Annotated in this window: 37 protein-coding genes; 18 read left to right on the forward strand and 19 right to left on the reverse strand. The window is 40.9% G+C overall.

Features of this window, described 5'->3' with window-relative positions:
• The first annotated feature begins 353 nt into the window (after positions 1-353).
• Both V7K85_RS30965 and V7K85_RS30970 read left to right on the forward strand, forming a co-directional pair.
• Positions 354-1,397 carry a calcium-binding protein gene (locus tag V7K85_RS30965; RefSeq protein WP_334819677.1) on the forward strand — a complete coding sequence of 348 codons (1,044 nt, stop codon included), beginning with the start codon at positions 354-356 and terminating at the stop codon, positions 1,395-1,397.
• A gap of 307 nt (positions 1,398-1,704) precedes the next feature.
• On the forward strand, positions 1,705-2,868 hold the full coding sequence (locus V7K85_RS30970; protein WP_334819679.1) for a hypothetical protein: 1,164 nt from the start codon (positions 1,705-1,707) through the stop codon (positions 2,866-2,868).
• Positions 2,869-3,080: 212 nt separating this feature from the next.
• Here V7K85_RS30970 and V7K85_RS30975 read toward each other — a convergent pair whose 3' ends face one another.
• Positions 3,081-3,701 (reverse strand): rRNA large subunit pseudouridine synthase E, encoded by a 621-nt coding sequence (locus V7K85_RS30975; protein WP_334819681.1) that lies wholly within the window; start codon positions 3,699-3,701, stop codon positions 3,081-3,083.
• Positions 3,702-3,970: 269 nt separating this feature from the next.
• Positions 3,971-4,735 carry a methyltransferase domain-containing protein gene (locus tag V7K85_RS30980; protein WP_334819683.1) on the reverse strand — a complete coding sequence of 255 codons (765 nt, stop codon included), beginning with the start codon at positions 4,733-4,735 and terminating at the stop codon, positions 3,971-3,973.
• 125 nt (positions 4,736-4,860) lie between these two features.
• On the opposite strand from V7K85_RS30980, the gene hisC reads away from it, so the two are divergent.
• Entirely contained in the window at positions 4,861-5,931 is a 1,071-nt protein-coding gene (hisC, locus tag V7K85_RS30985; RefSeq protein WP_334819685.1) for a histidinol-phosphate transaminase, read from the forward strand.
• 616 nt (positions 5,932-6,547) lie between these two features.
• Here hisC and hpxZ read toward each other — a convergent pair.
• The 3 genes from hpxZ to V7K85_RS31000 form a co-directional block, all read right to left on the reverse strand.
• Complete coding sequence (gene hpxZ, locus V7K85_RS30990) at positions 6,548-6,934, reverse strand: oxalurate catabolism protein HpxZ (RefSeq protein WP_334819687.1); 387 nt, start codon at positions 6,932-6,934, stop codon at positions 6,548-6,550.
• Positions 6,935-7,098: 164 nt separating this feature from the next.
• Positions 7,099-7,875 carry a sulfite exporter TauE/SafE family protein gene (locus V7K85_RS30995; protein ID WP_334819689.1) on the reverse strand — a complete coding sequence of 259 codons (777 nt, stop codon included), beginning with the start codon at positions 7,873-7,875 and terminating at the stop codon, positions 7,099-7,101.
• Positions 7,875-8,528: an HAD hydrolase-like protein gene (locus V7K85_RS31000; RefSeq protein ID WP_334819691.1), complete on the reverse strand. Its 654-nt coding sequence runs from the start codon at positions 8,526-8,528 to the stop codon at positions 7,875-7,877. Before V7K85_RS31000 ends, V7K85_RS30995 begins: the two co-directional genes overlap by 1 nt.
• Positions 8,529-8,737: 209 nt before the next feature.
• Here V7K85_RS31000 and V7K85_RS31005 point away from each other — a divergent pair, with 209 nt between their 5' ends.
• The 4 genes from V7K85_RS31005 to V7K85_RS31020 all read left to right on the forward strand — a co-directional run bounded on the left by V7K85_RS31005 (position 8,738) and on the right by V7K85_RS31020 (position 11,214).
• Complete coding sequence (locus tag V7K85_RS31005) at positions 8,738-8,878, forward strand: hypothetical protein (protein WP_334819693.1); 141 nt, start codon at positions 8,738-8,740, stop codon at positions 8,876-8,878.
• A 393-nt stretch (positions 8,879-9,271) separates the two neighbouring features.
• Positions 9,272-9,853: a retropepsin-like aspartic protease family protein gene (locus tag V7K85_RS31010; RefSeq protein WP_334819694.1), complete on the forward strand. Its 582-nt coding sequence runs from the start codon at positions 9,272-9,274 to the stop codon at positions 9,851-9,853.
• 109 nt (positions 9,854-9,962) lie between these two features.
• Positions 9,963-10,355, forward strand: coding sequence for a carboxymuconolactone decarboxylase family protein (locus tag V7K85_RS31015; protein ID WP_334819695.1), 393 nt, complete (start codon positions 9,963-9,965; stop codon positions 10,353-10,355).
• A gap of 55 nt (positions 10,356-10,410) precedes the next feature.
• Positions 10,411-11,214 (forward strand): alpha/beta fold hydrolase, encoded by an 804-nt coding sequence (locus tag V7K85_RS31020; RefSeq protein ID WP_334819697.1) that lies wholly within the window; start codon positions 10,411-10,413, stop codon positions 11,212-11,214.
• Between the two features lie 180 nt (positions 11,215-11,394).
• On the opposite strand, the gene V7K85_RS31025 is transcribed toward V7K85_RS31020, so the two are convergent.
• The 3 genes from V7K85_RS31025 to V7K85_RS31035 all read right to left on the reverse strand — a co-directional run bounded on the left by V7K85_RS31025 (position 11,395) and on the right by V7K85_RS31035 (position 13,583).
• Entirely contained in the window at positions 11,395-11,751 is a 357-nt protein-coding gene (locus tag V7K85_RS31025; protein ID WP_334819698.1) for a hypothetical protein, read from the reverse strand.
• Positions 11,752-11,831: 80 nt separating this feature from the next.
• Positions 11,832-13,316, reverse strand: a complete 1,485-nt coding sequence (locus V7K85_RS31030; protein ID WP_334819700.1) for a CIA30 family protein — start codon at positions 13,314-13,316, stop codon at positions 11,832-11,834.
• 36 nt (positions 13,317-13,352) lie between these two features.
• Positions 13,353-13,583, reverse strand: coding sequence for a hypothetical protein (locus V7K85_RS31035; protein WP_334819702.1), 231 nt, complete (start codon positions 13,581-13,583; stop codon positions 13,353-13,355).
• A gap of 163 nt (positions 13,584-13,746) precedes the next feature.
• Here V7K85_RS31035 and V7K85_RS31040 point away from each other — a divergent pair, with 163 nt between their 5' ends.
• The 3 genes from V7K85_RS31040 to V7K85_RS31050 all read left to right on the forward strand — a co-directional run bounded on the left by V7K85_RS31040 (position 13,747) and on the right by V7K85_RS31050 (position 15,141).
• Positions 13,747-13,995, forward strand: coding sequence for a DUF2997 domain-containing protein (locus V7K85_RS31040; RefSeq protein WP_334819704.1), 249 nt, complete (start codon positions 13,747-13,749; stop codon positions 13,993-13,995).
• A gap of 44 nt (positions 13,996-14,039) precedes the next feature.
• On the forward strand, positions 14,040-14,267 hold the full coding sequence (locus V7K85_RS31045; RefSeq protein WP_334819706.1) for a hypothetical protein: 228 nt from the start codon (positions 14,040-14,042) through the stop codon (positions 14,265-14,267).
• A gap of 142 nt (positions 14,268-14,409) precedes the next feature.
• Positions 14,410-15,141: an Hsp70 family protein gene (locus tag V7K85_RS31050; protein ID WP_334819708.1), complete on the forward strand. Its 732-nt coding sequence runs from the start codon at positions 14,410-14,412 to the stop codon at positions 15,139-15,141.
• A gap of 260 nt (positions 15,142-15,401) precedes the next feature.
• Here V7K85_RS31050 and V7K85_RS31055 read toward each other — a convergent pair whose 3' ends face one another.
• Positions 15,402-15,602: a hypothetical protein gene (locus tag V7K85_RS31055; protein WP_334819710.1), complete on the reverse strand. Its 201-nt coding sequence runs from the start codon at positions 15,600-15,602 to the stop codon at positions 15,402-15,404.
• 12 nt (positions 15,603-15,614) lie between these two features.
• Here V7K85_RS31055 and V7K85_RS31060 point away from each other — a divergent pair, with 12 nt between their 5' ends.
• Together V7K85_RS31060 and V7K85_RS31065 are read left to right on the forward strand one after the other, a co-directional pair.
• Positions 15,615-15,905 carry a hypothetical protein gene (locus tag V7K85_RS31060; RefSeq protein ID WP_334819712.1) on the forward strand — a complete coding sequence of 97 codons (291 nt, stop codon included), beginning with the start codon at positions 15,615-15,617 and terminating at the stop codon, positions 15,903-15,905.
• 96 nt (positions 15,906-16,001) lie between these two features.
• Positions 16,002-16,352 (forward strand): WD40 repeat domain-containing protein, encoded by a 351-nt coding sequence (locus V7K85_RS31065; protein WP_334819714.1) that lies wholly within the window; start codon positions 16,002-16,004, stop codon positions 16,350-16,352.
• Positions 16,353-16,755: 403 nt separating this feature from the next.
• On the opposite strand, the gene V7K85_RS36725 is transcribed toward V7K85_RS31065, so the two are convergent.
• Genes V7K85_RS36725 through V7K85_RS31080 form a run of 4 tightly spaced genes read right to left on the reverse strand, consistent with a single transcriptional unit; the run spans position 16,756 to position 17,459 of the window.
• Positions 16,756-16,842, reverse strand: coding sequence for a hypothetical protein (locus V7K85_RS36725; RefSeq protein ID WP_442940635.1), 87 nt, complete (start codon positions 16,840-16,842; stop codon positions 16,756-16,758).
• 7 nt (positions 16,843-16,849) lie between these two features.
• Positions 16,850-16,987, reverse strand: a complete 138-nt coding sequence (locus tag V7K85_RS31070) for a hypothetical protein (protein ID WP_334819716.1) — start codon at positions 16,985-16,987, stop codon at positions 16,850-16,852.
• A 13-nt stretch (positions 16,988-17,000) separates the two neighbouring features.
• Positions 17,001-17,156 (reverse strand): hypothetical protein, encoded by a 156-nt coding sequence (locus V7K85_RS31075; protein ID WP_334819718.1) that lies wholly within the window; start codon positions 17,154-17,156, stop codon positions 17,001-17,003.
• 30 nt (positions 17,157-17,186) lie between these two features.
• Entirely contained in the window at positions 17,187-17,459 is a 273-nt protein-coding gene (locus V7K85_RS31080; protein ID WP_334819720.1) for a hypothetical protein, read from the reverse strand.
• Positions 17,460-17,772: 313 nt separating this feature from the next.
• On the opposite strand from V7K85_RS31080, the gene V7K85_RS31085 reads away from it, so the two are divergent.
• The 3 genes from V7K85_RS31085 to V7K85_RS31095 all read left to right on the forward strand — a co-directional run bounded on the left by V7K85_RS31085 (position 17,773) and on the right by V7K85_RS31095 (position 20,806).
• Positions 17,773-18,282, forward strand: a complete 510-nt coding sequence (locus V7K85_RS31085; RefSeq protein ID WP_334819722.1) for a HugZ family pyridoxamine 5'-phosphate oxidase — start codon at positions 17,773-17,775, stop codon at positions 18,280-18,282.
• A 582-nt stretch (positions 18,283-18,864) separates the two neighbouring features.
• The gene (locus tag V7K85_RS31090) at positions 18,865-19,815 is read left to right on the forward strand and encodes an alpha/beta fold hydrolase (RefSeq protein WP_334819724.1); all 951 of its coding nucleotides are present in this window, start codon (positions 18,865-18,867) and stop codon (positions 19,813-19,815) included.
• Between the two features lie 604 nt (positions 19,816-20,419).
• Complete coding sequence (locus V7K85_RS31095; protein WP_334819726.1) at positions 20,420-20,806, forward strand: hypothetical protein; 387 nt, start codon at positions 20,420-20,422, stop codon at positions 20,804-20,806.
• 717 nt (positions 20,807-21,523) lie between these two features.
• On the opposite strand, the gene V7K85_RS31100 is transcribed toward V7K85_RS31095, so the two are convergent.
• Complete coding sequence (locus V7K85_RS31100; protein ID WP_334819727.1) at positions 21,524-22,183, reverse strand: LuxR C-terminal-related transcriptional regulator; 660 nt, start codon at positions 22,181-22,183, stop codon at positions 21,524-21,526.
• A 101-nt stretch (positions 22,184-22,284) separates the two neighbouring features.
• On the opposite strand from V7K85_RS31100, the gene V7K85_RS31105 reads away from it, so the two are divergent.
• Positions 22,285-22,941: a DUF3386 domain-containing protein gene (locus V7K85_RS31105; RefSeq protein ID WP_334819728.1), complete on the forward strand. Its 657-nt coding sequence runs from the start codon at positions 22,285-22,287 to the stop codon at positions 22,939-22,941.
• Positions 22,942-22,977: 36 nt separating this feature from the next.
• On the opposite strand, the gene V7K85_RS31110 is transcribed toward V7K85_RS31105, so the two are convergent.
• A complete protein-coding gene (locus V7K85_RS31110; protein ID WP_334819729.1) occupies positions 22,978-23,214 on the reverse strand; it encodes a hypothetical protein in 237 nt (78 codons plus the stop codon).
• A gap of 416 nt (positions 23,215-23,630) precedes the next feature.
• On the opposite strand from V7K85_RS31110, the gene V7K85_RS31115 reads away from it, so the two are divergent.
• Positions 23,631-23,831: a hypothetical protein gene (locus V7K85_RS31115; RefSeq protein WP_334819732.1), complete on the forward strand. Its 201-nt coding sequence runs from the start codon at positions 23,631-23,633 to the stop codon at positions 23,829-23,831.
• Between the two features lie 129 nt (positions 23,832-23,960).
• Here the strand turns inward: V7K85_RS31115 and V7K85_RS31120 are convergent, their stop codons facing one another.
• Together V7K85_RS31120 and V7K85_RS31125 are read right to left on the reverse strand one after the other, a co-directional pair.
• Positions 23,961-25,112 carry an MGDG synthase family glycosyltransferase gene (locus tag V7K85_RS31120; protein WP_334819734.1) on the reverse strand — a complete coding sequence of 384 codons (1,152 nt, stop codon included), beginning with the start codon at positions 25,110-25,112 and terminating at the stop codon, positions 23,961-23,963.
• Positions 25,109-25,402, reverse strand: coding sequence for a hypothetical protein (locus tag V7K85_RS31125; protein ID WP_334819736.1), 294 nt, complete (start codon positions 25,400-25,402; stop codon positions 25,109-25,111). The genes V7K85_RS31120 and V7K85_RS31125 overlap by 4 nt, the downstream gene beginning before the upstream one ends.
• A gap of 142 nt (positions 25,403-25,544) precedes the next feature.
• On the opposite strand from V7K85_RS31125, the gene V7K85_RS31130 reads away from it, so the two are divergent.
• Entirely contained in the window at positions 25,545-25,670 is a 126-nt protein-coding gene (locus V7K85_RS31130; RefSeq protein ID WP_334819738.1) for a hypothetical protein, read from the forward strand.
• Between the two features lie 233 nt (positions 25,671-25,903).
• Here V7K85_RS31130 and V7K85_RS31135 read toward each other — a convergent pair whose 3' ends face one another.
• Together V7K85_RS31135 and V7K85_RS31140 are read right to left on the reverse strand one after the other, a co-directional pair.
• Entirely contained in the window at positions 25,904-26,212 is a 309-nt protein-coding gene (locus tag V7K85_RS31135; protein WP_334819739.1) for a hypothetical protein, read from the reverse strand.
• Positions 26,213-26,230: 18 nt separating this feature from the next.
• A complete protein-coding gene (locus tag V7K85_RS31140; RefSeq protein ID WP_334819741.1) occupies positions 26,231-26,434 on the reverse strand; it encodes a hypothetical protein in 204 nt (67 codons plus the stop codon).
• Positions 26,435-26,595: the final 161 nt, after the last annotated feature.

Consider the following 26,595-nt stretch of genomic DNA (forward strand, 5'->3'; position numbering starts at 1 on the left):
TGATCAGTAAGATTACTATATTAGCAGTGTAGTAGCAGTATCAGTTAAATATCAGCTGATCGCTCTCTAGTTTTGATGGGTTCGACGAATGAAGTTGCTCCCCGTATTTTGTCGTAGTCTTTTTCAAAAATCAAACCGAATTCTGATATTCAATCTCTAAGAATACTTGTCCAAATTTCACAAAAGGAAAAATATGCCCGGAAGTACATTAAGTACTGCTCAAAATATTGGTGTTCTCACATCTTTTAACTACAATGATGCTATCGGGAATGTAGACCCAGTTGATTACTATAAATTTTCCCTGACCAGTACAAGTAATATTAATTTGCTTTTGAGTGGAGTGACTCAAAACTATGTTGATGCAGCCATTTACTGCAACCTTGGGAGCAGCAGGGAATTACTATGTTGGAATTTCACAAGACTCCAGCAACGTCAACTCCAACTATTCACTACAGTTATCAGCCACATCTGCACCTCCTTCCATTGCCTCAGATCCTGGTAGCACACTCAGCACTGCTTATAATATTGGTAATCTGACTGGTACTAAGAGTTTCAAAGAATTTGTCGGGAATGTAGACACAGTTGATTACTATAAATTTTCCCTGACCAGTACAAGTAATATTAGTTTGCTTTTGAGTGGAGTGACTCAAAACTATGTTGATGCAGCTATCTATTACGATAGCAACAATGATGGATTGATTGAAAGTGGAGAAAAACTTTACTCTACTTATGCTAGTAATGGTGGTAACGGTCAAATTACTACAACCTTGGGAGCAGCAGGGAATTACTATGTTGGAATTTCACAAGACTCCAGCAACGTCAACTCCAACTATTCCCTACAGTTAGCTAACATTACCAGCACAAACAATCAGCGTCTCACTGGTAATACATTGAATAACACTCTGATTGGTGGTGACGGAAATGACCAACTGCAAGGGTTAGGAGGAAATGATACCCTCCAGGGAGGTAATGGTAATGATATTCTCACTGGTGGAACTGGTGATGACTTACTTTGGGGAGGACTGGGCGATGATATTCTCACAGGTGGAGCCGGGAAGGATAAATATCTGTTCCAAAGTAGTGGAGTTTTTAGCACAAACTTAGGTGTTGATTACATCACCGAGTTTGAAGCGGGACAAGACCAGATTGTGGTGAGTAAAAGCACCTTCAATGCTGTTACTAATACTGCGGGACAGGCTTTAACTGACTTTGCAGTTGTCACTGATGATAAATTCGTCAACGCTAATAAAGCACATATTGTCTTTAGTCAAAGTAGTGGCAGCCTATTCTATAACCAGGATAGCAATGTTCTGGGTACAGGAACAGTGTTTGAGTTTGCTAGTTTAGGGAATCCTGATATTACTCTGAATAGTAGCAATTTCAGTCTGATTGCCTAGTTTTTTAGGTATTAAGATGTAAAACATCTTAATACCTTTGTCAAAAATCAAGGTAGGTCTAACTTTTGTCGAAACACTCCAATACAAGCGTGTGCTTGATTGTTAGGCAAAATCTTTAACCCCCGCCCAGGCTGACAGGACAGTAAAAATTCCTTCCACAAAAACCACATAGAGTTTTATTGACTCAGTTTTTTGCCTGATAGCAAAAAGAGGTAAGCATCATCTAAGTTTGCTCTGTGTCAATCCTTGTAAATTGGTAAGCATACAGTGATAACTAACAATTAATCACTAACATCAAATAACCATTATGAAGTGTATTAACTGCGGAACTGACAATAAACTAAAAGACCGGACAGCTAATCAAGGTCGGTGTATAAAATGCAATCATCCCTTTGCCTTTGAACCGACTAGTATGAGTAACGTTAAGATTACTGACCCTTTTTTTGCAAAGGCGATCGCTGACATTTCTGCAAATAACACCTTATTTTTTACACCCAAGCAACTTTTGTACTTGTTAGATAATCGCCTCAGAAATAAGTCATTTTCAGTAATTATCTTGTTGATTCCATTTACAATATTTAATTTAATTTCAGCAATTAGAAGCTTTTTTTTATTGCCATTGTCGATGAGTTTTTTTCTTTCTTTAGTATTTTTAACTCAGAGCATATCTAAGAAGATCAACAACAAAGTTCGCCAAAAAAATGCTAAGGCTTTACAATTTTTAGAAGGAATCATTCTTGTTGGAGGAATTTTACTCAGTCTCACTGTGAATTCATTTCCTATATTTTTCATCGTCGTCATTATAGGAATGCTAGACATATACTTAGGAACTAGACAGTTAGGTAGAATCAGCTTAGTAACACAGGAATTGTTATTTTCACAATCTCAGGTTAAAGATTGGCTAGACCGATGGCAGCAAATAAATGGTTCAATTCTTAAAATTCTTCCTTCTCCAAACCAGGAAAATACACCAGCCACGGTTAATCCTGATGTGACTGCTTACAGTTTTGATAGATTAGTCGTTTGTGATAGTGCTGCCCTTGCTCAACTATTAATTGCTAATAATTTTCACTTTGAAAATAACTGTGCAATTCTCAGCATTACTGGATATCCCCAAAGCATTTTTGACACGACAATGCAAATGCTGCGCCGCAATCCTGATTTGAAAGTTTATGCAGTGCATGATTGCAATCCACGAGGAATTGGTTTAGTTGATAATTTGAGAACCAACGCTAATTGGTTTCTTAACAGCAATGCTGTGATTATTGATATCGGATTAACGCCACGTCAAATTATCGCTACTAAACGTGGAATGTTCATTCAATCCTCTCCAGAGTCCGCGCAAGCAGCTAAACAATTGCCTAAAGAACTTCGTCAAAGTTTATCTGCTGAAGAATTAGCATGGTTAGAATCTGGAAAGTTTGTAGAATTGGAATCTTTCACTCCCCAAAGAATAATTAAAGTTCTGTAAAAGGATATTGCTGGTAGTCAAAATTTAGAAAGTGATGACAGTAGCTTGCTTTTAGTAGGCGATACGGGTAATGATATGTATATTGTTCAAAGTTTTGGTTGATATAGCCAGAATGCGTAGGCGTAGCCCGCCCTTAGACATTGCATACCCAATGTGCAAAATGCCCCTCAAACTGGAAGTCTGGCACTACACAACAGAAAGTCAAATTCCTGTTAGAAAGCATTCGCCTTTGGAGGAAAAGTTTTCGATTTACTGAAATTATCCAGAAATTGGAGTTCAGATATGGTGAGGTCGCGCCATTGACCCAATTGTAGGTCATCTAATACTAGGTGGGCTATGCTGACCCTAACCAGTCGCAAAGTTGGAAACCCTACAGCCGCAGTCATGCGCCGTACTTGGCGGTTTTTTCCCTCTGTCAAGGTTATTTCCAGCCAAGCTGTCGGTACATTTTTGCGAAATCTAATCGGCGGGGTGCGTTCAGGTAGCTCTGGCTCTTTTGGTAACAGCCTAACTTCTGCTGGTTGAGTGCGGTAATCTTGAATTTCCACACTTGTTTGCAACCTTTTTATTGCATCTGCATCTGGAATTCGCTCTACCTGTACCCAGTAAGTACGTTTATGACCAAAACGCGGATGGGCGAGACGATGTTGCAATTGCCCATCGTTCGTTAACAGCAGCAACCCTTCACTATCCCAGTCTAAGCGTCCCACAGGATACACATCAGGTACATCAATATAATCTTTCAAGGTGCTATGTGTGGGAGCATCTTTTGTAAACTGGCTAAGAACCCCATAGGGTTTGTAAAAAATAATATATCGGTAATGATTTGTCATTGGGCACTTGTACTGAGCTTGTCCTGAGCGTAACTGTTGGCGCAGCCTCTCTAAGAGTTGTATTGGGCAATTCAATTTTGGATTTTGGATTGATGATAGCGCAGCGTTAGCGAGTCCGCGAGCGTCTTTTAGATTAAATTTCAATTCTTTAATCCAAAATCGTTCGACTGAGCGTAGCCAAAGTCTAAAATCGAAAATTCTTAACTCCCTGCTTCCCCTGCTCCTATTCTCTAACGGGACTTAAACATTTTTGAGGGAGAAATAAACCTTCAAATACGCCCCCACATTAAGATGCGTTTATAGGGGAAAAAGAACGGACGCTCATCTTCTAGCAACTCGAACAGTTTCTGCTGATAACGTTCTACAAATCGTTCATAGGTTTGGGCATCTAGCTGCGATTCATATGCCGTTAGCAATGTCCCACGATACCACTCTACTACGGCTTCTCGTGAAGGCAGCACATGTCCATAAATCTGAAGCTTTACTTCCTGCTTCACAAACCCCAATTTATAAAGTAGTTTGGCGTATGTTTCTGGAGAAAGTACCTCTAAACGCCGCACATATCCTCCCAATTCTTGACTAAATTCCTTTGCAGTCTCAACTGCTATCTTATGCACTGGCTCATTATCCATCCTTGGTATTTGCACAGCAAGCTGTCCACCAGGTTGTAATTTGCCCCGCAATTTCTCAAATAACGCCTCATGTTTCGTCAACCACTGCAATGCTGCATTAGAAAATATCACATCAAACTCCCCATCTCCTGGGTTTTCCTCAATTTTTCCTTGCTCAAACCGTAGTCCGTTACCTTCAAACTGACGAGCCTTTTGCAGCATTTTCTCAGAAGCATCTATCCCTAAAGTCTCCTGTGCTGCTAGGGTGTCGTGCAGATACTTCGTTAACTTTCCGGTTCCACATCCTAAATCGAGAACTCGTAAGTTTTCTTGCCGATGTACCATGTTTACCAAGTCGTAGAACGGACGACTTCTTTCGGATTCAAATCGTTCGTATAGTTCTGGATTCCATTTATCTGGCATTTTTTGATAATTCCTAATTCGTAATTTGTAATTTATAAAGCCGTATTTTTTGATGTAAACGACAAAAAACGATATCGTCAGAAATTGTAGGTTGAAATTTGCTTAAGATACGCACCCAATGCCCTATGACTAACTACTTTCGCTCCAATGTTAATGCAATGGCTAGCTACATTCCCGGTGAGCAGCCGCAACGCGGTACACAGATAATTAAACTCAACAGTAACGAGAACCCCTATCCTCCTTCCCCTGCGGCACTAGCTGTGCTACAAAATATCGATGGCGAGTGGTTGCGGGGCTATCCAGAACCTTTCGGCGGGGAGTTCCGGCAAGCTGCAAGTAAAGTTTTAGGAGTTCCTAGTGATTGGATCATTGTGGGAAATGGTAGTGACGAATTGTTGAGTGTAGTAATTCGAGCTTGTGTAGAACCTGGGAAGAAGGTGGTTTATCCGATGCCAACTTACGTGCTATATCGCACATTAACAGAAATGCAAGCTGCGGAAATTATTGAGATTCCCTACAGCGAGGACTACAGTTTACCTTTGGAAGAACTGGTTGCTGCCGATGGTTCTGTGACATTCATTGCGTCGCCTAATAGTCCATCAGGGCATGTGGTAGCAACAAATGATCTGCGAAAATTAGCCAGCCAGTTATCTGGAGTTTTAGTGATTGACGAAGCATATGTAGATTTTACCGAAGAGAATGCATTGGCTTTGGTAAAGGAATACGAAAACGTCATCGTAATTCGCACACTTTCTAAAGGGTACTCATTGGCAGGATTGCGGTTGGGGTTTGGAGTCGCCAATCCCAAGTTGTTGCATGGGTTGTTTAAGGTGAAGGATAGCTATAACATTGATGCGATCGCTTGTGCAATTGGCACGGCTGCTATTAGCGATCAAGCTTATAAAAATGCTTGTGTCGCAAAAATTAAAGCATCAAGGAATCAACTAGCAACAGACTTAAAACAATTAGGTTTTCATCTTTGGGATTCCCAAACTAACTTTTTATTGGCACAACCAAGAGAAGGAAACGCAGAATATCTCTATCAAAAACTGAAGGAACGGGGAATTTTAATCCGCTACTTCAAGCAACCTGGACTAGATGATAAATTACGTATTACTGTTGGCAATGATGAACAAAATCAGGCTTTAGTGGAGGCGTTGATTTATTTGTTAGATACTGATACCAATTCTGTATGAAGATGCGCCAAACTATATAATAAACGAACCGCATACTCCTACGGAGAAGCAAGCTACGCGCAGCGTCTCGTAGAGAAGGGCGCATACTCCTACGGAGAAGCAAGCTACGCGTAGCGTCTCGTAGAGAAAGACACAAAGAAAGAAAGAAAATTTGGCAATACCTTGCATTAACAATGCATTGGCTTGCAATGCTGATACATTCCTTTGGAATGTTAATGCGTTACCCTGCATTAAAAACGCTACGCTTCTACGCCAAATTGTATTAAGCCCAGTTGCGTACTACAGATAAAATCTGTGATTTGCTCGGAAATACCTGGGGGTAGTATCCGTGTGGCATCGTACATATCAGAAACGCGATCGAATTAAATTGTTGCAGTCATATATCTTTTATCATTTCGTGATGGTTATTGACAAAGGTAACTATAGCCACATGACTAAGAAAATTGCAATTTACCAAGTTTTTTTAGAGCAAAGAATAATGAACTAATATGTGGATCATAGGTTGAGATGCGATAGATAAGTAGTCAGACAGAATTAATTACACAATGACTGTAAATATTTTTGTCCGACTACTTATCTGGGGCAATTTCGGTAATGCTAGTCATAGTTTTGAAATTCACACTGGCAATAATGAAACATGGGCTGAAACCACTTTCCATCCTTCGGTAAACCTATACCAAGTTTGGCATTGTCGCCCAAAACGCTCTACACCATTAATATTGCGGCGAAATTCTAAAGTCACTGTTGCTGCATCTTTCCCAAAGGTTACAACCTTGAGATTTGAGATTTCTCGCTCTATTTTCGGGTTTGGACGAGAAGCGCGAAAGTTGCGAATTTCATCGACGCCATAGAGGTTTTCTGTGATCCCAAACCGTACCACTTCTGGCGCATCCCAAAACAAGCTATCCATCACCTCAAAATTGTTATTACAAAGGGCTTCTTCATACTTGAGGTACAAATCAGTTACTTCAGTTACAACGGCAGGGTCATTTACTGTAGTCATTGTTGTTACCAATTTTTGGCTGTATGCCTGATTATGCACTCTTTTAACTCAGCACTCTTAATCACTTCGGATTCCTTTAAGACCTGTCTACACGTAGATTAAGACGAACCATGTCACGGAAGATGGAAATTTGCTGCACATCACCCCTCAGTAGTTCCCAGTCCTTAACCGTGAATAAAAAAGTAGGCAGTCATGCTAAAGGCAACAATCATAACAAATCTCCGAATTAAGTGCGGTTCAAGTTGACGAGCATAATGGGCGCTTAAATAACCACCAAGAGAGCCACCTACTGCCATCAAAACAGCTTGATGCCAAGCAATCACACCTGCAAAAATAAAAGGAACGATCGCAATACCATTAATACAACTTCCTAAAAATGTCTTAAAAGCATTTATTGTGTGAATACTTTTGATACCTAAAAATGTCAGAGTTGCCAGCATTAAAATCCCTAAACCTGCGCCGAAGAAACCGCCATAAATTGCGATCGCTAGTTGAGCCAGTACCAAATTAAACAAGGGTACAGACTCAGGTGATGACTTCTGGCTTTGACGCTGTAACCACTTTTTGAAAGGTTCACCAAAGGTAAACACCAAGGTTGCTAGCAGCAACAGATAGGGAATCAGCTTTTTAAACACATCTGGCGATGTATATAACAAAGCTACAGAGCCAATTACACCACCAACTAAACTGACACCACATAAAAGTAAAAAATCTCGCCGCTCGATGTTTAAATCTTGACGATATGCTCCAGCACTTGCTAGAGCAGCCACCCAAATCGCAGTATTATTCGTGGCGTTAGCTGCGATCGGCGGTACACCCGTAAAGATGAGAGTTGGAAATGTGATAAAGCTTCCACCACCCGCGACAGCGTTTAATCCGCCTGCGATGAAAGCGGTACTAAATAGAAGTAAACTATGGAAAAGTGTTAAAGATGGCGGCATTATTTACGAATTATTAATTTGGGAATATCATTTGGAGAATGGGCAATCAAGTCAGCACCATGAGCTTTCAATTCTTCCTCAGTTCCATAGCCATAAGTCACGCCAATTGAAGCAATGTGATGGTGCTTGGCTGCAATGATGTCATGTGAGCGATCGCCTACCATGACCACAGTGGATGGTAAAAGTTTTTCTGTTAGTAAAATATGTTGAATTAAGTCGCCTTTGACGCTCCGACTTCCGTCAAGCTCACTACCATAAACGCCATCAAAAAGCAATGATAAGCCAAAATATTCAATAATGAGTGTAGCATAAATGTATGGTTTAGAAGTCGCAACAAAAGTTTTATAACCAGCAAAACGAATGGCTTTTAGGATTTCTGGAATCTGGGGATAAAGAGAGTTTTCAAATAATCCAATTGTGGCAAAGCGACGACGATACAGTGAGATTCCCTGTTCAATTACTGTGTTATCTAAAGTTTTCAGTAACTGCGAAAAGCTGTCTTGCAGCGGTGGGCCAATACACCAATGCAATTCATCAGCATCCGGTGGTATGTAACCGAGTTCAGATAGAGCATACTGAATGCATCGAGTGATACCAAGTTTAGGATCTGTCAAAGTCCCGTCTAAATCAAAAAGGACAGCAAAGGCAAGCATATCTTATACAAATTCGTAATTAACAAAGTGAGATTTATTCTGGGTTTACAGGAGAGCATCTGTAGCTTTAGGAACTGACAAAAAATAAATTATCCAAAATTATTTGTACATTTGTAGGGGATCTTGGTCTTGCGCCCCTACGTTCGCGGAGCCTCCCGCAGGGATGGGATGTTTTTTTAACTGGAAGTCTCCTATTCAAAATGGCAGGAATGTATAATTTTACATCAGCACCTATTTGCAGTCTAGTTGCTGGGCGTACTGTTGGTGAAAATATCATCTTAGAACAAAGAGATATTGCTGTTAAAAATGCGATCGCAACTGCTGTTCATGCAGCAGCAAACCTTGAGTAAGCTAACAAATTTCTCTGAGCTAACTTCTTAGTATGCCATATTTTATATGCTCTAAGTAGTTTTATCATCTCTTTACCTAATCTTTAATTTATCAATCAGTAATTATAGGTAATATGTATCGAGTAAGATGCAATTTTATTTTCTAGAGACACATAAGTTAAAAAAAATAACTAACTAATTTGAAAATACAAAATTACTGTGTATAGTTTAAACACCATCTAGAGATAAAAGTTATCAACAAAAGAGCGCAATATGTTTGAATGTTTATTGTAATCTAGGTTAAAAATATTGTAATTTTATTTTAATTCTCTGGAATTTCAGCATTAATTCTTACAGCTATGATGAATAATTTAGTTATTAAAAACTCTCAGCAAAATTGGAAAGAAATATAACATGAAGAATGCTTGGAGGCGTTGGATTACGACCGTTAACCTAGCTACGATGTCTACGACGGGCGTAGCTGCGGTACTAATGCCGACGCTAGTATTTTTAGCATTCTCTCATCGGGTAACAGCTGACGATCCAGGAGTATGTTACATGGTAACCTCCTCTGGAAAAACTGTTGGATTGGGAAGCCTTTGTGGCAATATAGCCGCACCTTCAGATAACAGAGTTTTTCGAGTCCCAGTGAAACGCCGCTTTGGTGGAACTCCTGTGATTGATGTCACCTTCAATGACAAAAAAACCTTTGAAATGATTGTAGATACAGGTGCGAGTGAAACCATTATCACTCTAAGTATGGCGAGTACACTTGAACTCCAGGCTACAGGTACAATGCAAGCACAAATTGCCGATGGTAGCGAAGTAGAATTCCCAACCAGTAAGGTAAAATCTATTGCAGTAGGTGGAATTACAGCTAGTAATCTTCAGGTAGCGATCGCACCAAAAGCAAGCATCGGCTTACTGGGCCACGATTTCTTTGGCAACTATGATATTAAGATTCTAGAAAAAGAGGTCGAATTTCATCACCGCTAATGTTCGCAGGTAAAAACGTAGTATCCTACATTTTGGTATCTAAAAATAAGTCCAAAATTATGAGGATAAATCCCATAGGATTACTATTTAGCGGAGTGATTGTCAACTCATGACTAAGCTAATTGAATACGAAGAAGCCAGCGACGAAGTACGGGCAGTATATGACGACATCCGTGCCACACGCCAGAACGACTATATCAATAACTTTTGGAAAGCTATAGCCAACCATCCCTCTACCTTGCAACGAACTTGGCAAGCGGTGAAGGAAGTGATGACCAGCCCTGGTGAGATTGATCCACTGATGCGCGAGCTGATTTATATCGCCGTGAGTGCGACGAATGGCTGTGAGTATTGCATTGCCTCGCACACAGCAGCGGCGCGTGCCAAGGGGATGAATGATACCATGTTCGCGGAACTAATGGCGATCGCAGCCACTGCCAACATGACCAATCGCCTGGCCAACGGCTATCAAATTCCGGTGGACGAGAGATTTAAGAGGTAGGAGTGCAGCCTTGTTTATCCCTGCTTAAAAATAAGGTTTAGCAGAATTATTGACTATGCCCAAGGTTCAGATTAACGGGATTGATTTGTTCTACGACATTAAGGGAACCGGTGAGCCTTTGCTATTAATAGCTGGCTTCCTTTGTGATCATGCCTATTGGTCGCTGATCATGCCATCGCTGGTTTCGCAGTATCAAGTCATTCGCTTGGACAACCGAGGTATGGGGCGAAGTTCTGCTCCTGAGAGCTACTATAGTATCAAACAGATGGCTAGTGATGTTGCAGCATTGCTCGATCATATTGCGATCGATAAGGTGCATCTAGCAGGTCATTCAATGGGTGGTCAGATAGCGCAAGAATTAGTGTTAGCACATCCTGAAAAAGTACAAAGTCTGATGCTACTTTCATCCTTGGCAAAAGGTGATGGATTATTCAACAGCATCATTAAGACTTGGGGCGAACTCTGCGGTAATGTAGACCTGAAACTTTATGAAAAAGTCGTATTACCCTGGATATTTACAGATACGTTCTACTCGATTCCTGGGATGATCGAAGGTCTGATTGAATTTGCGATCAGATATCCGTTCCCGCCTGCGACTCATTCACTTTATCATCACAGCCAAGCCATGCTTGACTTTGACACAACAGACCGCCTGCAACAAATTCATTGTCCTACCCTAGTTTTAGTTGGTAAACAAGACATTCTTACCCCGCTAAAGTTTTCCCAGCAACTTGCTCAAGGCATTCCCAACGCTGAACTTCTAGCCCTCAATGGTGGGGGTCATGGCTTCTTAATTGAGTCGCCGGATGCTGTGGTTTCAGCCATGCTTAACTTCCTGGGGAAGTTGAAGCCAGCTTAGACTATCTAATTAATAAAACTGCTTCTACCGCTCCCTTTATGGCTTGTCGTTACCCAAATTTTTGTAACAGTCAAAGTGTCGCGCTGACCGATATCCCGCCCAGAACTTAAGTTCTGGGCTGATAGCTAAAGTCCACTCAAGTGGACTGAAATTTTGCCTTTTACATAAGATATAGCAATCCTATCTGAGTTGTGAAGTTTCTAATTTAGAAACTCGCGCCTCTAATTTATTGACTTGTTGCTTCAATTCAACCACCAAAGTTGCCAGCCGATCAAACATCCGATCTTGCTGTGATAAGTTCCCTCTGGAACCAGTTGACTGTCGTGGGGTAAGTGTTGTTCTTCGGGATGGAAACTGGCGACTTTGACCCAGTTGAGACTCTATCTGGTTTAACCGCGACTCGACACGATTAAAGTCTGCTTCCAGGTTGTTGATGCGGGACTCCACTTGCTGCGATGAAGCAGTTTTGGGAAATAACCCGCCCCAGATAATTGTTGCTAAAATCCCAGCAAGTATTAGCACTTGGATTTTTTTCATGTCAATAGCTAAATTACAACAATCTATTTAGACAAGATGTGTTGATATGCCTACAAAGTATAAGTCTGTATTCACTTCACTTATTTATCCTGTTCTAAGTTAGAAAATAGCTTCTGCCAATCGATAGAGTTAAGAGTATTGTCTCCCTGTTTTACCTCAAACGTGACATTACAAGCTTTCGCTAGTTTTAGCGCTTGCACACAAAGTTCTGCCACATCCTCACGGCTGATTTTGCCCTTAATATTATCGCCTTGCTCGAATATTAATTCCTTACCCCCTGATTCCTCAGTTAAGGCACAAGGTCTAATAATCATATAAGGAATTCCACTTTCTCTTAAACTATCTTCTCCCTTCAACTTCCAAGTTAAAATTCCTCCCAATTGGTCATTTAATTTCACTGCTGGCGGTTCTTCATCTAAATTAATGCCGGGGCGTCCGGGACGAGTCACACCTGCTGAACTGACAAGAATAAATTGTGGTAAAGTTGTCCCGCCATAAGCTTTAATTGATTCCAACTGCAAAGCAAAACCACCTGGAGAAAATTTGGGATTTAAAGCACCATCATGTTCAAATTTGCTCAACATCAGTTGGAATGAACAAATTCTATTTTGCTCAAGTTGCGGCGCATCTTTGACAGTTTTTGCCCGAAAGACGGGAATCAAATCTGCAAAGGGAATATGAACATCTATCCAGGTATTAGCTATGGTATCGAAAGAATAGCTATAGCCAATGCCATCCCATTTTGTATCTGTCCGTAGAAATATTTTATAACGCTGACCGTCACCTTTGACGCGCAATTTGACACCTTCGTAACCAGATAAGTTAAAGGGGGGATCAAAATTCTTAGTTCTGACAGAAGCAAATCCGCCAGAGTTATCGGTGGAGACATTACCAGCAAACAAAGCTGTATTTTCTACTAATTGGATATTACTGGCACTCACGCCACCCATGACGACATCATCCAACGCTCCCCAATTATCCTTTAATTCTGCTGATGGCTTTGTGAAATCAAATATCGGTTTTTCGTTGGCTTGGGGTAGATATTTTGCGGCCGCTTGGACTAAGTTTTTGACACCTTGATATTCTACATTTTCTGGGGTATCGCCTACAATTTCTGGCTGGTAAAATTTCACACCTTGATAGTATTTGGCTCTATCTGCTGTGTCTCCCTCAACTGGTTGGACGCGCACTGCTGTGCAACAAACTACAGCTTGGATCTCAGCCATAACTAAAGGAGTTAAAGTTTCTGGTTGAGTGATATCCGCAACTACAAAGTCTATATCATTACCAAGAATTGACCGCGCTTTGTCAATGTCTCGAACTAGTGCGCGAACTTTATAACCTCGTTGGAGCGATCGCTGCACCACTCGTTTACCTACACCACCTGTTGCACCTGCTACTAATATTACACCCACGTTTCTTCCTCCATTGGGTTTATCTTGATTATCCTTAGGACGACCTTGGATTAACTGCTGTACCCAGTTAAGGAAAGGAATTACCTCAAAGTAAGTCAGGGTTTCGATAAACCTGCCTAAGTCCCATTGAGAACGATTTTTGTCAGTCATATTTGCGTCCTCATAACTTTCTTCAGTCTAGCCCAATCAGCTAGTTATGTTATCTTTAAGCCAGTCCTCAGACTTTAATAGTTTTGTCCCAGCTGCAACTAACCAGAGTCTGTTCAAGCTAATTGCAAGACAATAAATCTGGATCGAATGGGCACGCAAATTGTAGAGTTCTTTACCCATTTGCCAATCCCATGCTTTCAACAAACCCCAGTTACCGCTAAAAAGAATTTGCCCATCCCGGCTAACAGCTAGGCCGTGAACACCCATCGCACTGATCCTGGGTTCGCCTAAAGTGCTGATTTCCCTCCTACTTTGCCAATCCCAAACCTTAATAACAGTGTTTCCCAGTCCGTTGAAGAGATGTTTGACCATCTGGGCTGATGTGTACTAGTGCCAGTGTTAATTGCCGTTGGCTAGAATTTGGTACAACATGATTAAAACCCTTAAAAATCAAAAGACTCTATTTATGGCTGAGTATCAAAAAATTGAGTATCGCATTGGTAAAGATGGGAAAATTACTGAAACAGTGATTAATACTTCTGGTTCGAGTTGCACAAGTACAACATCGGGAATTGAAAAGGCTTTAGGAACAGTAGAAAATCAAGAATTATTGCCTGAGTATTACGAAAGTGGTGAGGGCGAGACAGTAGTACAAAACCAGTCTCTCAAACAAATCTAAGAGAGATGCAAATAGGAATGCTTTCTCTTTTAAGCCTTTTAACAATGGCAATAGGGATTTGCACTCTATTGGTGATTATTCCAGCAATTAGCGCTGCGATCGCCCACAAACCAGACTTGGAAACTGACAAGTTAGCGCTGGCGCGATGTCTAACGACAAGCCGCTTCTCTACCTTGGGCTGCGCCAACGCGTCTACGCAAATTGAGTTGCTAGAGGATGAACTACAAACAACTCATCAAAAATACTTAGAGCTAGAGCAAAAGTTACACTAACTTGTTTTGGAAAAAGCAGCACTGCATCAGGAAGGTTTACGATTGCATGAGGAATTGCCGCGGCAGCGTCTTGAACTGACAGACGAAATACGTTTCGATCGCAGATGAAGCCAAAGAAGCTTGGTTTGATGATGAAAATTTTATGTCCCATGAATTGCAATTGCATCGGGACGAATTAGGCGAAATTGTAGAAAATCAACAATTATTAGAACAGCTAAGACAGGCGATAGATGAAGTATTAGCGATCGCTCTTTTTAAAGGTATCAGCAAAACAGCTATTCAACAGGTTTTATTAGTAGGTGGGACTTGTCAAATTCCCGCCGTACAACAACTGGTAATTTCCTATTTTGGACGACAAAAGCTAAAGTTAGACAAACCCTTTGAAGCTGTCGCACATGGCGCATTAGCTTTAAGTGAAATGGCGACAGCTGATGATTACCTGCGCCACAGTTATGCAATTCGTCTTTGGGAACCCCACAGCAAAAGTTATTCATATTTAACTTTGATCGAAAAAGGGGCAAAGTATCCAGGGGCGCGTTCTGAAGCTTTAACTCTGCAAGTCGCAACAGAAGGACAGCGAGAAATTCGCCTTGATATTGGGGAAGTAGCAGAAGTTTCTCAAGCAGAAGTTTCTTACGATGCTCAAGGGAGGATGACAAGCAGCCAGTTAATCAAGCAAGATACCTATCGTTCTTTGGAAACTCATCATCAACAAGTATGTGTCGCGCATATTGAACCACCTGGACAAACGGGAATAGACCAGATACAAGCACAATTTGAAGTGAACAAACAACGGGTATTAGTAGTCATAGTTAAGGATTTACTAACGGGAAAGATATTAGTGGATAGGGGTGCGATCGCTAAACTCAAATAATCTTCCCTTGGCGTTATAGTCCTGTATTAATAAGAATGATAACAGTGAAGTGGTAAAAGGACAATGGCTGAGAATCAACCGAGAGAATATGATGCTGTACTTGGTGGACAAGTGCCTCCACCTGTTGATGGTTTAGTTTTAGGTGGACTAGAATGAGCCAAGCTTCGTTTAAATAGTAATGATGTAAAAGTCAAAGTTGCAGCTTTTGTAGAATTAATTAATTATAGATAGATAGGCTTAGATTTATTGCTAAATTTGTTTCAAAAGGATATTCGGGATGTCTTAACTGTATAGCCATTAGTCCTGATGGACAGTTTATTACAAGTGGTAGCAATCAATGATGGAAATATCAACATTTGGGGAGTACCATAAAGTAAAAAATAGATGCGATCGCTCACTTGTCCCCAAACAGCGATCGCCAATTGACAGCATGGAGATTGACCAAGATAAACTAGTGTCAAAAGTAAAACACAATGTCAGAAAATCCCAATCAACCAAGAGAATATGATGTTGTACTTGGCGGACAAAATCCTCCACCAGTCGATGGTGTAGTTTTAGGAGGATTGGAAGGTGCAAAACAGCGTTTCGCTAGCAATGATGAAAATTACCGCCTTTCAGCACTTTCGCAACTGATTAACCATAGACAAGAAGGATGGGATTTAGTAATTCAAGCTTTAAAAGACCCATCACAAGGAGTACAGCTAGCAGCATATAAATTATTGCAGGATATCTCAGAATTAAAAGTAAAACAGGCAATCTTATAATTTAATCCCTATCGTTTTTTTGAGTGTGTTTATACAATTGAGCTTAATAAGTATTATGATGCAGCGATCGCCATTCATCCCGATGGCAAAACCCTAGTGTGTTGTGATGGTAGCCATAGTTCTTATGAAGAATCTCAAACAGATGCCAGTATTGTCGATGGGACTTATCTAGATTTTAAAAAGTGGGATTTGAAGACAGTAAAAAGTCTTCGTACCATCAATAAAATGTTTGTTACGAGAATGAAGGGCTACCCAAAAGATTTAAATTTCAGTGCAAATGGAAAAATCTTTGTTAAGAGTGGCGGTGATATTAATATCTGGAATTTACAGACACAAGAATTACTTGCTGAACTTCCTGATGATGCTACAAGTGTTGTTATTAGCCCAGATGCACAGACTCTTGTCAGTTATGTTGGTAAATTAATTCAAGTATGGCGAGTTCCATAGAATAAGATATAGGTGCGATTACAAATAAATGCGATCGCACTTTCTTAATTGGGAATACTGGTATTAGTGTGGAGGAAGAGAATCATGCCAGAGAATCCTAATCAACTGATGTAGTTATGCTTGGATTTAGAGAAACAGGTCAACAAATATAGTTAAGCATGAGACTAAGACAGTTGTATTAACGTGAGTTCAACAAACCTCTCCCTGCCTTGAATTAAAGTTCAAGTCTCTCCCTCTCCGATTGGGAGAGGGACGATTTTGCGTAGTAAAACCTCTTAGTGGTCTTTTTGTTATAGCTAGTTAAGCAGATACTATATAATTTATCGAACTCACGTTGTATTAGTCAAAGTAAATTTTAACTTGTTAAGTAGACAAGATACCTACTCAACAAAAGTGTTTACACCTAACGCCCTACTAATACCCGTACAGTTCCATCTTCTAAAACTTCTTCTGCCTCGACATTAAAGCCTTCTTCTTGCACTATTGCCATCAAGGTTTTATGAGCATATTTTTGGCTGATTGAGACTCTGTTTGGCTATCAAAGCTAAGTTAAATTCTCGCAGCCGATTAGGGCGTAACCGTTGCAAATGCACTTTAAAAATCTCTTGGCGTTCGGCTTGTGTAGGTAGATTCAAAAAGAAAATTTCATCAAATCTTCCTTTGCGCAACAACTCTGGTGGTAATGATAATTTTACGCGATCGCTTTAACTCCTGCGTCAAGTTTCGTAACTCCCGGACAATCGGGGCATTCTTCTCGGTAGTCGGATTTTTCACAAATGGATGCAAATCACGCAGTACAAACATTGCAGGTGTTTGGACATCAGCTTTGCCAATTCAACCTAACGCCGCCATCACCGAACCTTTATCTGCACCATTATCACTCCAACCCCGGACAATATCCCAAAATAAAACCTGTCGTTTTGGCTGGGAACGCAATGCAACTTGCTGCAACACTTCTTCCACAGGTTCTTCTTCAACGGAAATCACATACAGTAAGGGATATCTTGCCCGAATTATCAAATCAAGTTGCTCTACCAAGGAGGCGTATTGCTGATTTTGGCTACTATCAGTTGCGTCTGGTTTTCCATTTTGATGAAAATTACTCATTTTGCCTCTACTCTTGGTTAATTAGTAATGGCGTGGCGGCCTCAGAACTGACAAACAACAAAGACAGCCCTTAGTTGATATTTTCTGGCGTAGAACATCAGCATTAGTACGTATGTTCTGCTGTAGTTGCTTTTTTGCGTATTGCCAAGAGGTTTTGTGATCGCTGGTTGGAGTTGAGACAAAAAAGTTTAGGACTAGCTACAATTTAAGCTAAATCTTTGGCATTTCATGCGTAGGGGTAGCCCGTCGTAGACATCCCTCAATCACGTTAGGATACTTAATTAGGCGTTCCTAATCAAACGGTAATTTACTTATGAGCCAACTTGAAAACATTCAAGCTGAGTACGAAAAGTTTCCTGAAGCATTTGAGAGTGTAATCATTAGTACCGTGAGCGCACAGGCAATACCCAATGCTAGTTATGCTCCCTTTGTAACGGATGATTCCAAGAACATCTATATTTACGTGAGTGGTCTTTCGACTCATACCAAAAATCTCTATGCCAATCCTCATGTTAGTGTCTTATTTATTGAGGATGAAGCCAAGAGTAATCTAATTTTTGCTCGTCGTCGTTTGAGTTTTGATTGTACGGCAACTTTGATAGAGCGTGAAACTGACAAGTGGAATCAAATTGTTGAGCAATTCCAAGGGCGCTTTGGTCAAATTATCGAGGTTTTGCGTGGCTTGTCTGACTTTCGGATTTTCCAGCTAACTCCGAGTGAAGGTCGTTTTGTAGTTGGTTTTGGCGCAGCTTATCACATCAGTGGTGATAACCTCCATCAACTTGTTCAGATCACAGGAGATAGTGACCAAAAGCAAGGATAAAGTAAGAAGCAATTCCAAATTTAAAATCAAAAACCGATTATTAGCAAGTATCCTGACCGAATAATTCGTAGTTAATGGTACAATCTTGAGGATTTATCAATAGAGACATAAAAACCATACAGTATTGACAATTCAGACCCATGCATTTGATGTGTGGGGTAATTATGAATTATTAATTAGTTTTATCGGTAAGCTTTAGAGGATGTTTATAAAGTCTAATTTATTACTCACCTGGGCGACTAGAAGTCGCACGCCAGTTGCTCATGGGGGAAACCCCCAGACGCTCTATAGCAGACGCGCAAGAGACGCAGACTCGTTGGCGCAGCCCAAGGTAGAGAAAAGGCTGCGGTCTTTCCCTACAGCCCTACGGGCTGTAGGGAAAGACCGCACTGGCTTGGCTACACGAGACTTTACCTGCCTTTGCAGGTTAGCAAATCCTTGATTTTTATTAGTCCACGGAGGTGGACTTTGCTTATGTAGTAGCGAATTATATTCGCCTAATACTTTTAAAACATCCTCTTACTTTATACTTCATAATTTTACCTTCGGGTAAAGTGCCATTAAACTAAACTCTTTAATTTTATGCTTCAGTTTCAACCTCCTGGCTTTGGACATAAAGTCATCCATACATCCTTGGGGGCAATGGTTTACTATACTCAAACTAATGCACCTTGGGCGATCACCGTACCCCTACGGGGAAGCAAGCTACGCGTAGCGGACGCACCAGAAGGCGTTGGCAAAGCCATCGCTGATACTAAAGATTTACGCCCACTACTGTTTCTCCATAACTTTGGTGGGGGGGCGTCTGCATATGAATGGTCTAAAGTTTACCCGGCTTTTGCCTCTAATTACCACATTTTAGCCCCCGATTTAATCGGCTGGGGAGAATCGGCTCATCCAGTCCGGGATTATAAAATTAGGGATTATCTCAGCACGATCGCAGAGTTTATCATCCAAACTTGTCGCCAGCCGGTGACGGTGGTAGCGTCGTCTCTAACAGCCGCTTTTGCTATCCGCCTAGCGATTGTTCAACCAAATTTATTCCAAGCCCTGTTTTTAGTCTCTCCCTCTGGATTTGATGATTTTGGACAAGGTGCTGGACGCAGACTTCTGCTTTCGGTGATCAATACGCCTTTGTTCGACAATTTAATTTATATCCTTGGTGCTGAAAATGAAATTGCAGTCCGAAACTTTTTACAAAGTTTTCTGTTTGCTAAGTCACAACGAGTATCTCAAGAAATGGTGGAGGCTTATTTAACCTCTGCACAACAGCCTAATGCCAAGTTTGCCGCTTTGGCATTTTTGCGGGGCGATCTTTACTTTGATCTGAGTTTATATATTCAGCAACTGACAATTCCCACTGTCATTTTTTGGGGAGAAAAGGCACAATTTACTAGCATCAAACTAGGACAACGCTTGGCAAATTTAAATACAAGGGCAATTCAAGATTTTTATGCGATCGCAGATGCAGGAATATTACCTCATTTGGAAATACCAGAAGTTGTCATTGGTTTATTGCAACGGTATCTTTAGGAGTTAACTCCTAATTTTCACCTGTTACCTAGAAAGGAACTGTGCGTTTAATGCTTTAGTGATGCGATCGCTATTCTGGTCTACTTTCTGCACGGAATTTCAAATTACGCACAACAAAATGCAATTTATTGTTTAGTCGTCGGAACTAGAAGATAAAATCATAAAGAGGTAATCCACTATAAATCTTGCTTGGTGAATTGACAAAAATGGAGGATAAGTGTAATAGTTTATCAAATTTTTAATAACAGTTTGATATATAGCAATCCTAAATCATTCGTAAAAAGTTAGATCCCCGACTTCTTAGAGAATTCGGGGATCTGGACACCACGAATTTGAACGAAATCAGATAGGATTGATATTTTCGGGAGTCGTTTTCGGATAATGCTCTCTCTGGCTTGTTATGTAAACTTTCGAGAGAAAGGCAGTATTGCTCGTTGCTCGTGCCCATAGACTAATTGGAAATATCATTCATCTCACAAATCACCTCTTCCCCAAGATTTAAAAAGTCTTTCTTTTTTATAACTGAGATATGCCTTTTGTTAGAAGGATAATTACCTTTTTCTAGTTAATCTTTAGTTTGTACTCAAAAAAAAAGTTAATTGGCATGATAAATTTGATTTCTAGGACGGTTGGTCACATCAGCTCCCTGCTTAAAGGACTTCAGGTAAAATCTTTTTTGGCTGTTGTCCTAGTTGGTTTTCTAGTGCTGACGACGAATGTTAGTTATGGGGACAAGGACAAAGGATTAGGTGAGAGAGTTCGTGAACAGGTAGAGCAAGATGATGCTCAAAGACCCAGAACAATAGGGGAGTGGAATAAAGAAGCTCGTGAAACGAAAGGTACTCCTGGTAAACGACTTGAGAAAATTGGAAAAGAGTCAGCAGAAGCCTTTAAACAATTTGGATCTGGGTATGCAGAGGGTGCTCAGAAAACTGCTAGTGATGTAGGTGACAGTGCGGCAGACACAGCCAAAAATATAGTTGGACGCTAAATGCGTTACAATACCTTATTGGCAGCGAGTACTAATAACTTTTCGCCAATAAATCAGTCACAATAGAGACGGTAGTGTGTAACCAACTAAGTTTTTTAATAATTGGGTAACGCGCTTACCCTTGTTGATGACTGATTGTAGCGTTTTTCAGTCGCATAAAATATAGAGCTTTAGTAGGGGCGTACAGCTAGCTGTGCGCCCCTACAAATTGCCGTACTTCACGCATTCAATATCCTGGGGCAGAGTGTATGACTAGTACCGCAAGGCGGAAGTCAAAAGCCACTTGTACTGAGCGTAGCCGTAAAGCCTGCGGCATAGCTACGCTTAAGGCACAGCCTAAGAAGAGAAGTAAAAGTCACTCATTCAAAAGTATTATGGAATCGGATTTTTAGAGTTTTTAAATGGTTACTCTATTTACGCCGTGACGTACTAGTACACTGTGGCGTCAGTTTGTCTACCTTTAACAAGGGGATTTTGCCCCAAGTCTTGTTAATTGAGATGGTAGGTAGATTTACGCTGTGCTGTACTACCATCGAGTCAGACGATTCTTTGTCGTGCCTAATCGCATCAATTGACCTCTCCCCCAGTAACGAAAATACATCGTTTCCGGCTTTTCCCAATTATCATTTATGAAACTGCCTTCTCTTCTCTACCTTGGGCTGCGCTAACGAGACGCTTCTCGTAAAGAAGAGAAGAATCGTAGAGTGTGCGTAAGTCCTAATCTTGTAGCTTTGCCACCATTTCCGCACGCGCCGAAACCTTCAATTTACGAAACATCCTCTTCAAAGCTTGTTTGACGGAATTTTGCGTAATCCAAAGTTTTTCCCCAATTTCTGCGTTCGTTAACCCTTGCGCCACTAACTCGGCAATTTCCAGCTCACGCGCTGTTAGAGGACTCACCAAAAGGGAATTGAATATTTTTGGTTTTGTCCGTAGAGTCGCCATTTTTGCTGATAAATGAATACATAAGGCACTCAGATCAGCTAAATCGTTGCCATTAAAAGCAGGATTTCCCTTGTCACGAGCTAAGTTAAGCGTTCCTACAAGACGACCATCGCAAACAATTGGCCCAGTCATTACGTGTTCGTGATCGGAACGCGAGCAAAAATGCTTCCAGTCTCCTGGTGATAATAATAACTGCTCATGGGCGGGAGCATGACGCTCAACCACGTAACGCCCGACTGGATTGCTTTCTAAGCATACTGCCGGAATCCCCTGAACATCAATTTCAGTCGTTGGTTGCTCATCTAGGAAATAAATACCCCAATTTTGCACGCCAAAATGCTCACCAATTTTATCTGTGAGAGCTAGTCTTAATTCTTGCTCATTCTGGACATTGGCGATCGCATGAAATACGGCGTGGAGAGAATTTGCCATAAGTGTACCCAGTTGGGGACTATCCAAGCCTCAACAATTACTTCTATGCTAATACCAAGAAAACTAAAACGCTAATTTATAGTAGCGACTAGGAGAAGCACATGACAGTTACAAAACTCTCTGCTCAGGAACTTTTCCGGGCTGCTTATGAGAACCGCTATACTTGGGAGAAGAATTTCCCTGGTTATACCGCAAATATCACTTTTAAGCATGATGATAAAGTATTTACAGGCAAAGTTATCATCAGCGCCAATCTCAAAGCCGAAGTTTTGGATGTAAATGACGAGTCGGCCAAGCAGGCAATTCATGGTCAAGCATGGGAAATCGCAATTCACCGCATCCGCCGCAGCTTTGAAGACACCCACAGCGCCAATACGTTTAGCTATGGTAAAACTGACGAAACTGGTGCAGTTGAGCTTTTAATGGGTGGTAAGGCTGAGGGCGATAAATACAAAGTCCGCAATAATGAAGTATGCCATGTTCACCGTCTAATTCACGGTACTTATGTGACAATTGACACCTTTAGCAGCCACGACACCGGGGAAGGCTACCTGTCCCATACCTATGACTCTGTGTACCATGACCCCAAAACTGGCGAACAAAAGGGCGGTAGAAGCGAATTTACGGATGAGTATGAAAAAGTTGGTGACTATTTCATCCTAAATCGTCGGGAGATTCGCACCGAGACAGCAGGACAAATATCTATTCAGGAATTTGTCTTCTCTGATATCAAATTGTTGGAACCTGTTGCTGCTTAATTTGTATTCTGCATTATAAATAAAAGCGATCGCTCTTTAGCTGAAGGGAGCGATCGCTTTTATTTTTTGACGTTTGGAGTTCTGAACATGAACTTCCGAGTTCTGAACACGAACTTCCGAGTTCTGAACGCGAACTTCCGAGTTCTGAACACGAACTTCCGAGTTCTGAACATGAACTTCCGAGTTGTAAACACGAACTTCCGAGAAAAAAGCTTGGCGTTTCCTGTTCTGAGGTAGAGTGATGAATTTCAAAAGGCGAGAATCAGAAATCACACTACTGCAACTAAGTGCAAACGTGACTAACAAAGGCGATCACTTCAGATATAATCAATATATAAAAAGTAAACTCCGACTATTTAGCAGATAGTAAACAAAATGACAGAACTATCTTCTAATCACACACCGCGTCGAGGAAGAGTATTTCCATAACGTCAACTATCACCTGAATAAAAAGCACGACGTAAGGCTGAAGATGAGGTATTTTATCAGCGTTGTCGAGTAGTATTTGACAAAGTTAAACCAGAGTTAATCAAAGAACACTACGACTGGTTCATAGTCATTGAGCCTGATAGTGGAGACTATTTTATAGATCCAAATGAAGATGTTGCCAGAACAAAGGCTCGTGAAAAATATTATGACAAAATGCGCCTCATCATGCGTCTCAATGAGAGGGGAACTTATGGCAGAATATGATTTTTGGAGAATTTAATAGTCAAGGTGAGTTAATCTTTGAAATTGGTTTAGTTACATCTGATGGAGATGTTATACCAGTTAATGCACTTCTAGATACGGGATTCACTGGTTGGCTAGCAATTGATAACCAAGATGCTTTGAGTTTAGGGTGGATTCTAGGACTTACGCACTATACAAATCGAGCATCATCTGTATAACGGAATTTGGTCGTTTCAGAAAGTAGAATTGACCACATGGTAAGGGCGGGGTTACCCCGCCCCTACGGTCATATTGTGGTCTACCCAAATGAAAGAAAGCGGATAATTTATTTTTTGGAAGTCCCTTACTTAAATAGGAACTTTCAAAATGTTTTCCAAAATATCAACTGTTTCAAATACAGCCCTGTTATTAAGGGTGTTGAGATTAGCCCGGTAGTGAGAATAGTTTTCTGGTTGGATTAGCTTTTCGACAGCCCGCTCGATGTTGTGAAAATTAGAAATTACAATCCCGACTTCCTTATCCGTAATCCATTCACAACTGTATCTTTCCTGAATCATAGTTAAGGCATTGCGTTCTGTAATCACGGGCAACTTCATCGCCGTAGCCTCGCTGAGGCTACCGGGTCCTGGCTTACCAATAAAAAAATCGGCAAGATGCATATAGTAAGGGATGTCTTCAGTAAAGGTAGTGACAAACCACTTCTGAAAACCTTGACTTTGACGGAGTGCTGAAGCTAACTCTTCATTTCGTCCGCAAAGAAAAATGAGTTGGAGCTTGTCTTGAAAACATTCGAGACGCTCGGCAATTTCGAGTATAACCTTAGAGCCATAACCGCCAAACAGAACTAATCCAGTGGGTAAATCTGGAGCTAGACCCAAGCGTTGTCTTTCGCTTGGGCGATCAACAGTAATGGGGTCGTAGAACCGAGGATTAATTACCAATCCTGATGTGCGAAAGATTCGCTTTTCCTGATAACCGAGCGTGCGCGCTTGTTCGACTGCCTGTTCAGTAGGACAGATTAGGAATTGCTCCTGTGGTTCTATCCAGTAGTGAGGAGGAGAATCCGCAAAATCCGTAAGAATAGTGACGAAGGGTGTTGTAGGCCTTGCTTTTTGTAAGCTTTCTCGGAGTACTCGGTTAAAAAATGGAATGCAGGATACTACTAAATCCGGCTGATTCTCCCGCCAATGACTTTCAAGCAGAGCTATCAGCTCAGAAGAATTTTGACGAATGCTTGACTTTGCCAGAGTCCGAAGTAATGGAAATAATAGAATGAGGAATGTCCAGCCTTTTTTTAGTACCAGGTTGTAGATATCATTTCCACTTTTACCAGTCATTCTATAGAAGATATCTGTATGCTCTATATTTTCAATTTCTTCAATGTTGACTAGCCTGGGTTGCCAGTTCGGCTGTTGCTTCTCGATGACTTGGTACAAAGCAGTTGCAGTGCTGCGGTGTCCACCACCACCATTATAGAAAATCAAATCTATTCTTGTCATCTAGTGACCTCCTCAAAAATGACTTTAGCAAAGCTGTCCCACATATCTAAACTGACGAATGTCACAAGGGAACGTACCTCAAACGCTTGCTGCATCAAGACTTCAATGATAACTTCAATTTTGTGAAATTGCCGAGCGCACAAAACCTGATGGACGAAGGAGTCTAGGACAGGTCTTTTGATTTTGAACCATGAAAATTTTAAAAGGTGTTTTCCTGTGCGTTTGTTGCCAAACACCCAGAAATCATTATTTCCAGGTTCAATCTTCCCCAATAATTGTTTTGTCGCCATTTGTTGTTTTTCTTTGGATGTGTATGATTGAAATACTTGCATTCCCTTGTAAACATCCAGTGGTCTAAGTAACCGAATCAGGACTTAGGCATTGACAAATGAGACAATCTATAATTTAAAAATCATCTAAAAAAAACGAGCGATGGCTGCGCCAACGTCTTCTCTACGAGACGCTACTTCGGCTACGCTCAGCACAAGTGCGCGAACGACGAACGCTAATCAACTAGGGACTGGAAAGACGGATAATTTACGTCCAGAGCGTATTTAGGGTTCAGACTGTTCCATGCAACTACCAAGCCATCCACCGCCAAGTGTGATCTCAACACTTATACTCTAATCTAAAACAGAAGGTGGGCTTGAATACACATAGTCAGTCTTCTGTCAATGCGTAAGTCCTGGATTCTTAACATAAATGAACAACGATATATGCAAACAGCATGGGGAGAAGCACGGTTTAATCTTTATGAGGGAACCGTGCTTTTAGATGGAGAAGAGTTCACTCTAGTAATCTATGGGTGGGGTGGTAGCGATGGACTCGATAATTAGGTCAAAATGACCGGATACCGCTTCATCCCAAGTTGAATAGAGACGTTTCTGTCCGTCGCAACTACCCCCAGTTACCAACGACTCAAAAATTTTAGGTTTTTCAATAGTTCCAAGGTTTATCCCTAAAAATACAGTTGAAACACTTATGTAACTCTTGACAATAGAAAGTATGACTTGTGTATTGGCTTCTACCCTCCAGGTTACCCATTCCTCAAAATTGGCAGCAACGGGTGTTTTTTCTTCTAATTTGTAATAGCGAGTCATAATTTCCTTTTTGTCAAACTAATATTCTGTTAATGGCTGACGAGTCCGAACCAACTCGTTACTCTTGTACCAGTAGGCTTTTCCCCAAGGATATTTAACTAAGGCTTCTTGTTCAGAACGCCCGTCAGGGATACGAACTTCAATTACCAATGCTATGCATCCGCCAACATTAGCCCAGACGTGATCGCCTACTAGTAACATTGAATTTATAGAGTAAGACATTTAATTAATTCCCGGAATAATAACTTTGCTCCTTTGGCTGCAATTCGGTTTCTGACAAGTTTCACCGGGCGACCGGCTGCTTTTTCAGTATCTAACTGTTCACCTAAAGTTTTACCAATTTCATTTTTGAGACGCGATCGCTGCGGTTCAATGCGAGTAAA

The sequence above is a fragment of the Nostoc sp. genome, assembly GCF_036917615.1.
GTDB lineage: Bacteria > Cyanobacteriota > Cyanobacteriia > Cyanobacteriales > Nostocaceae > Nostoc.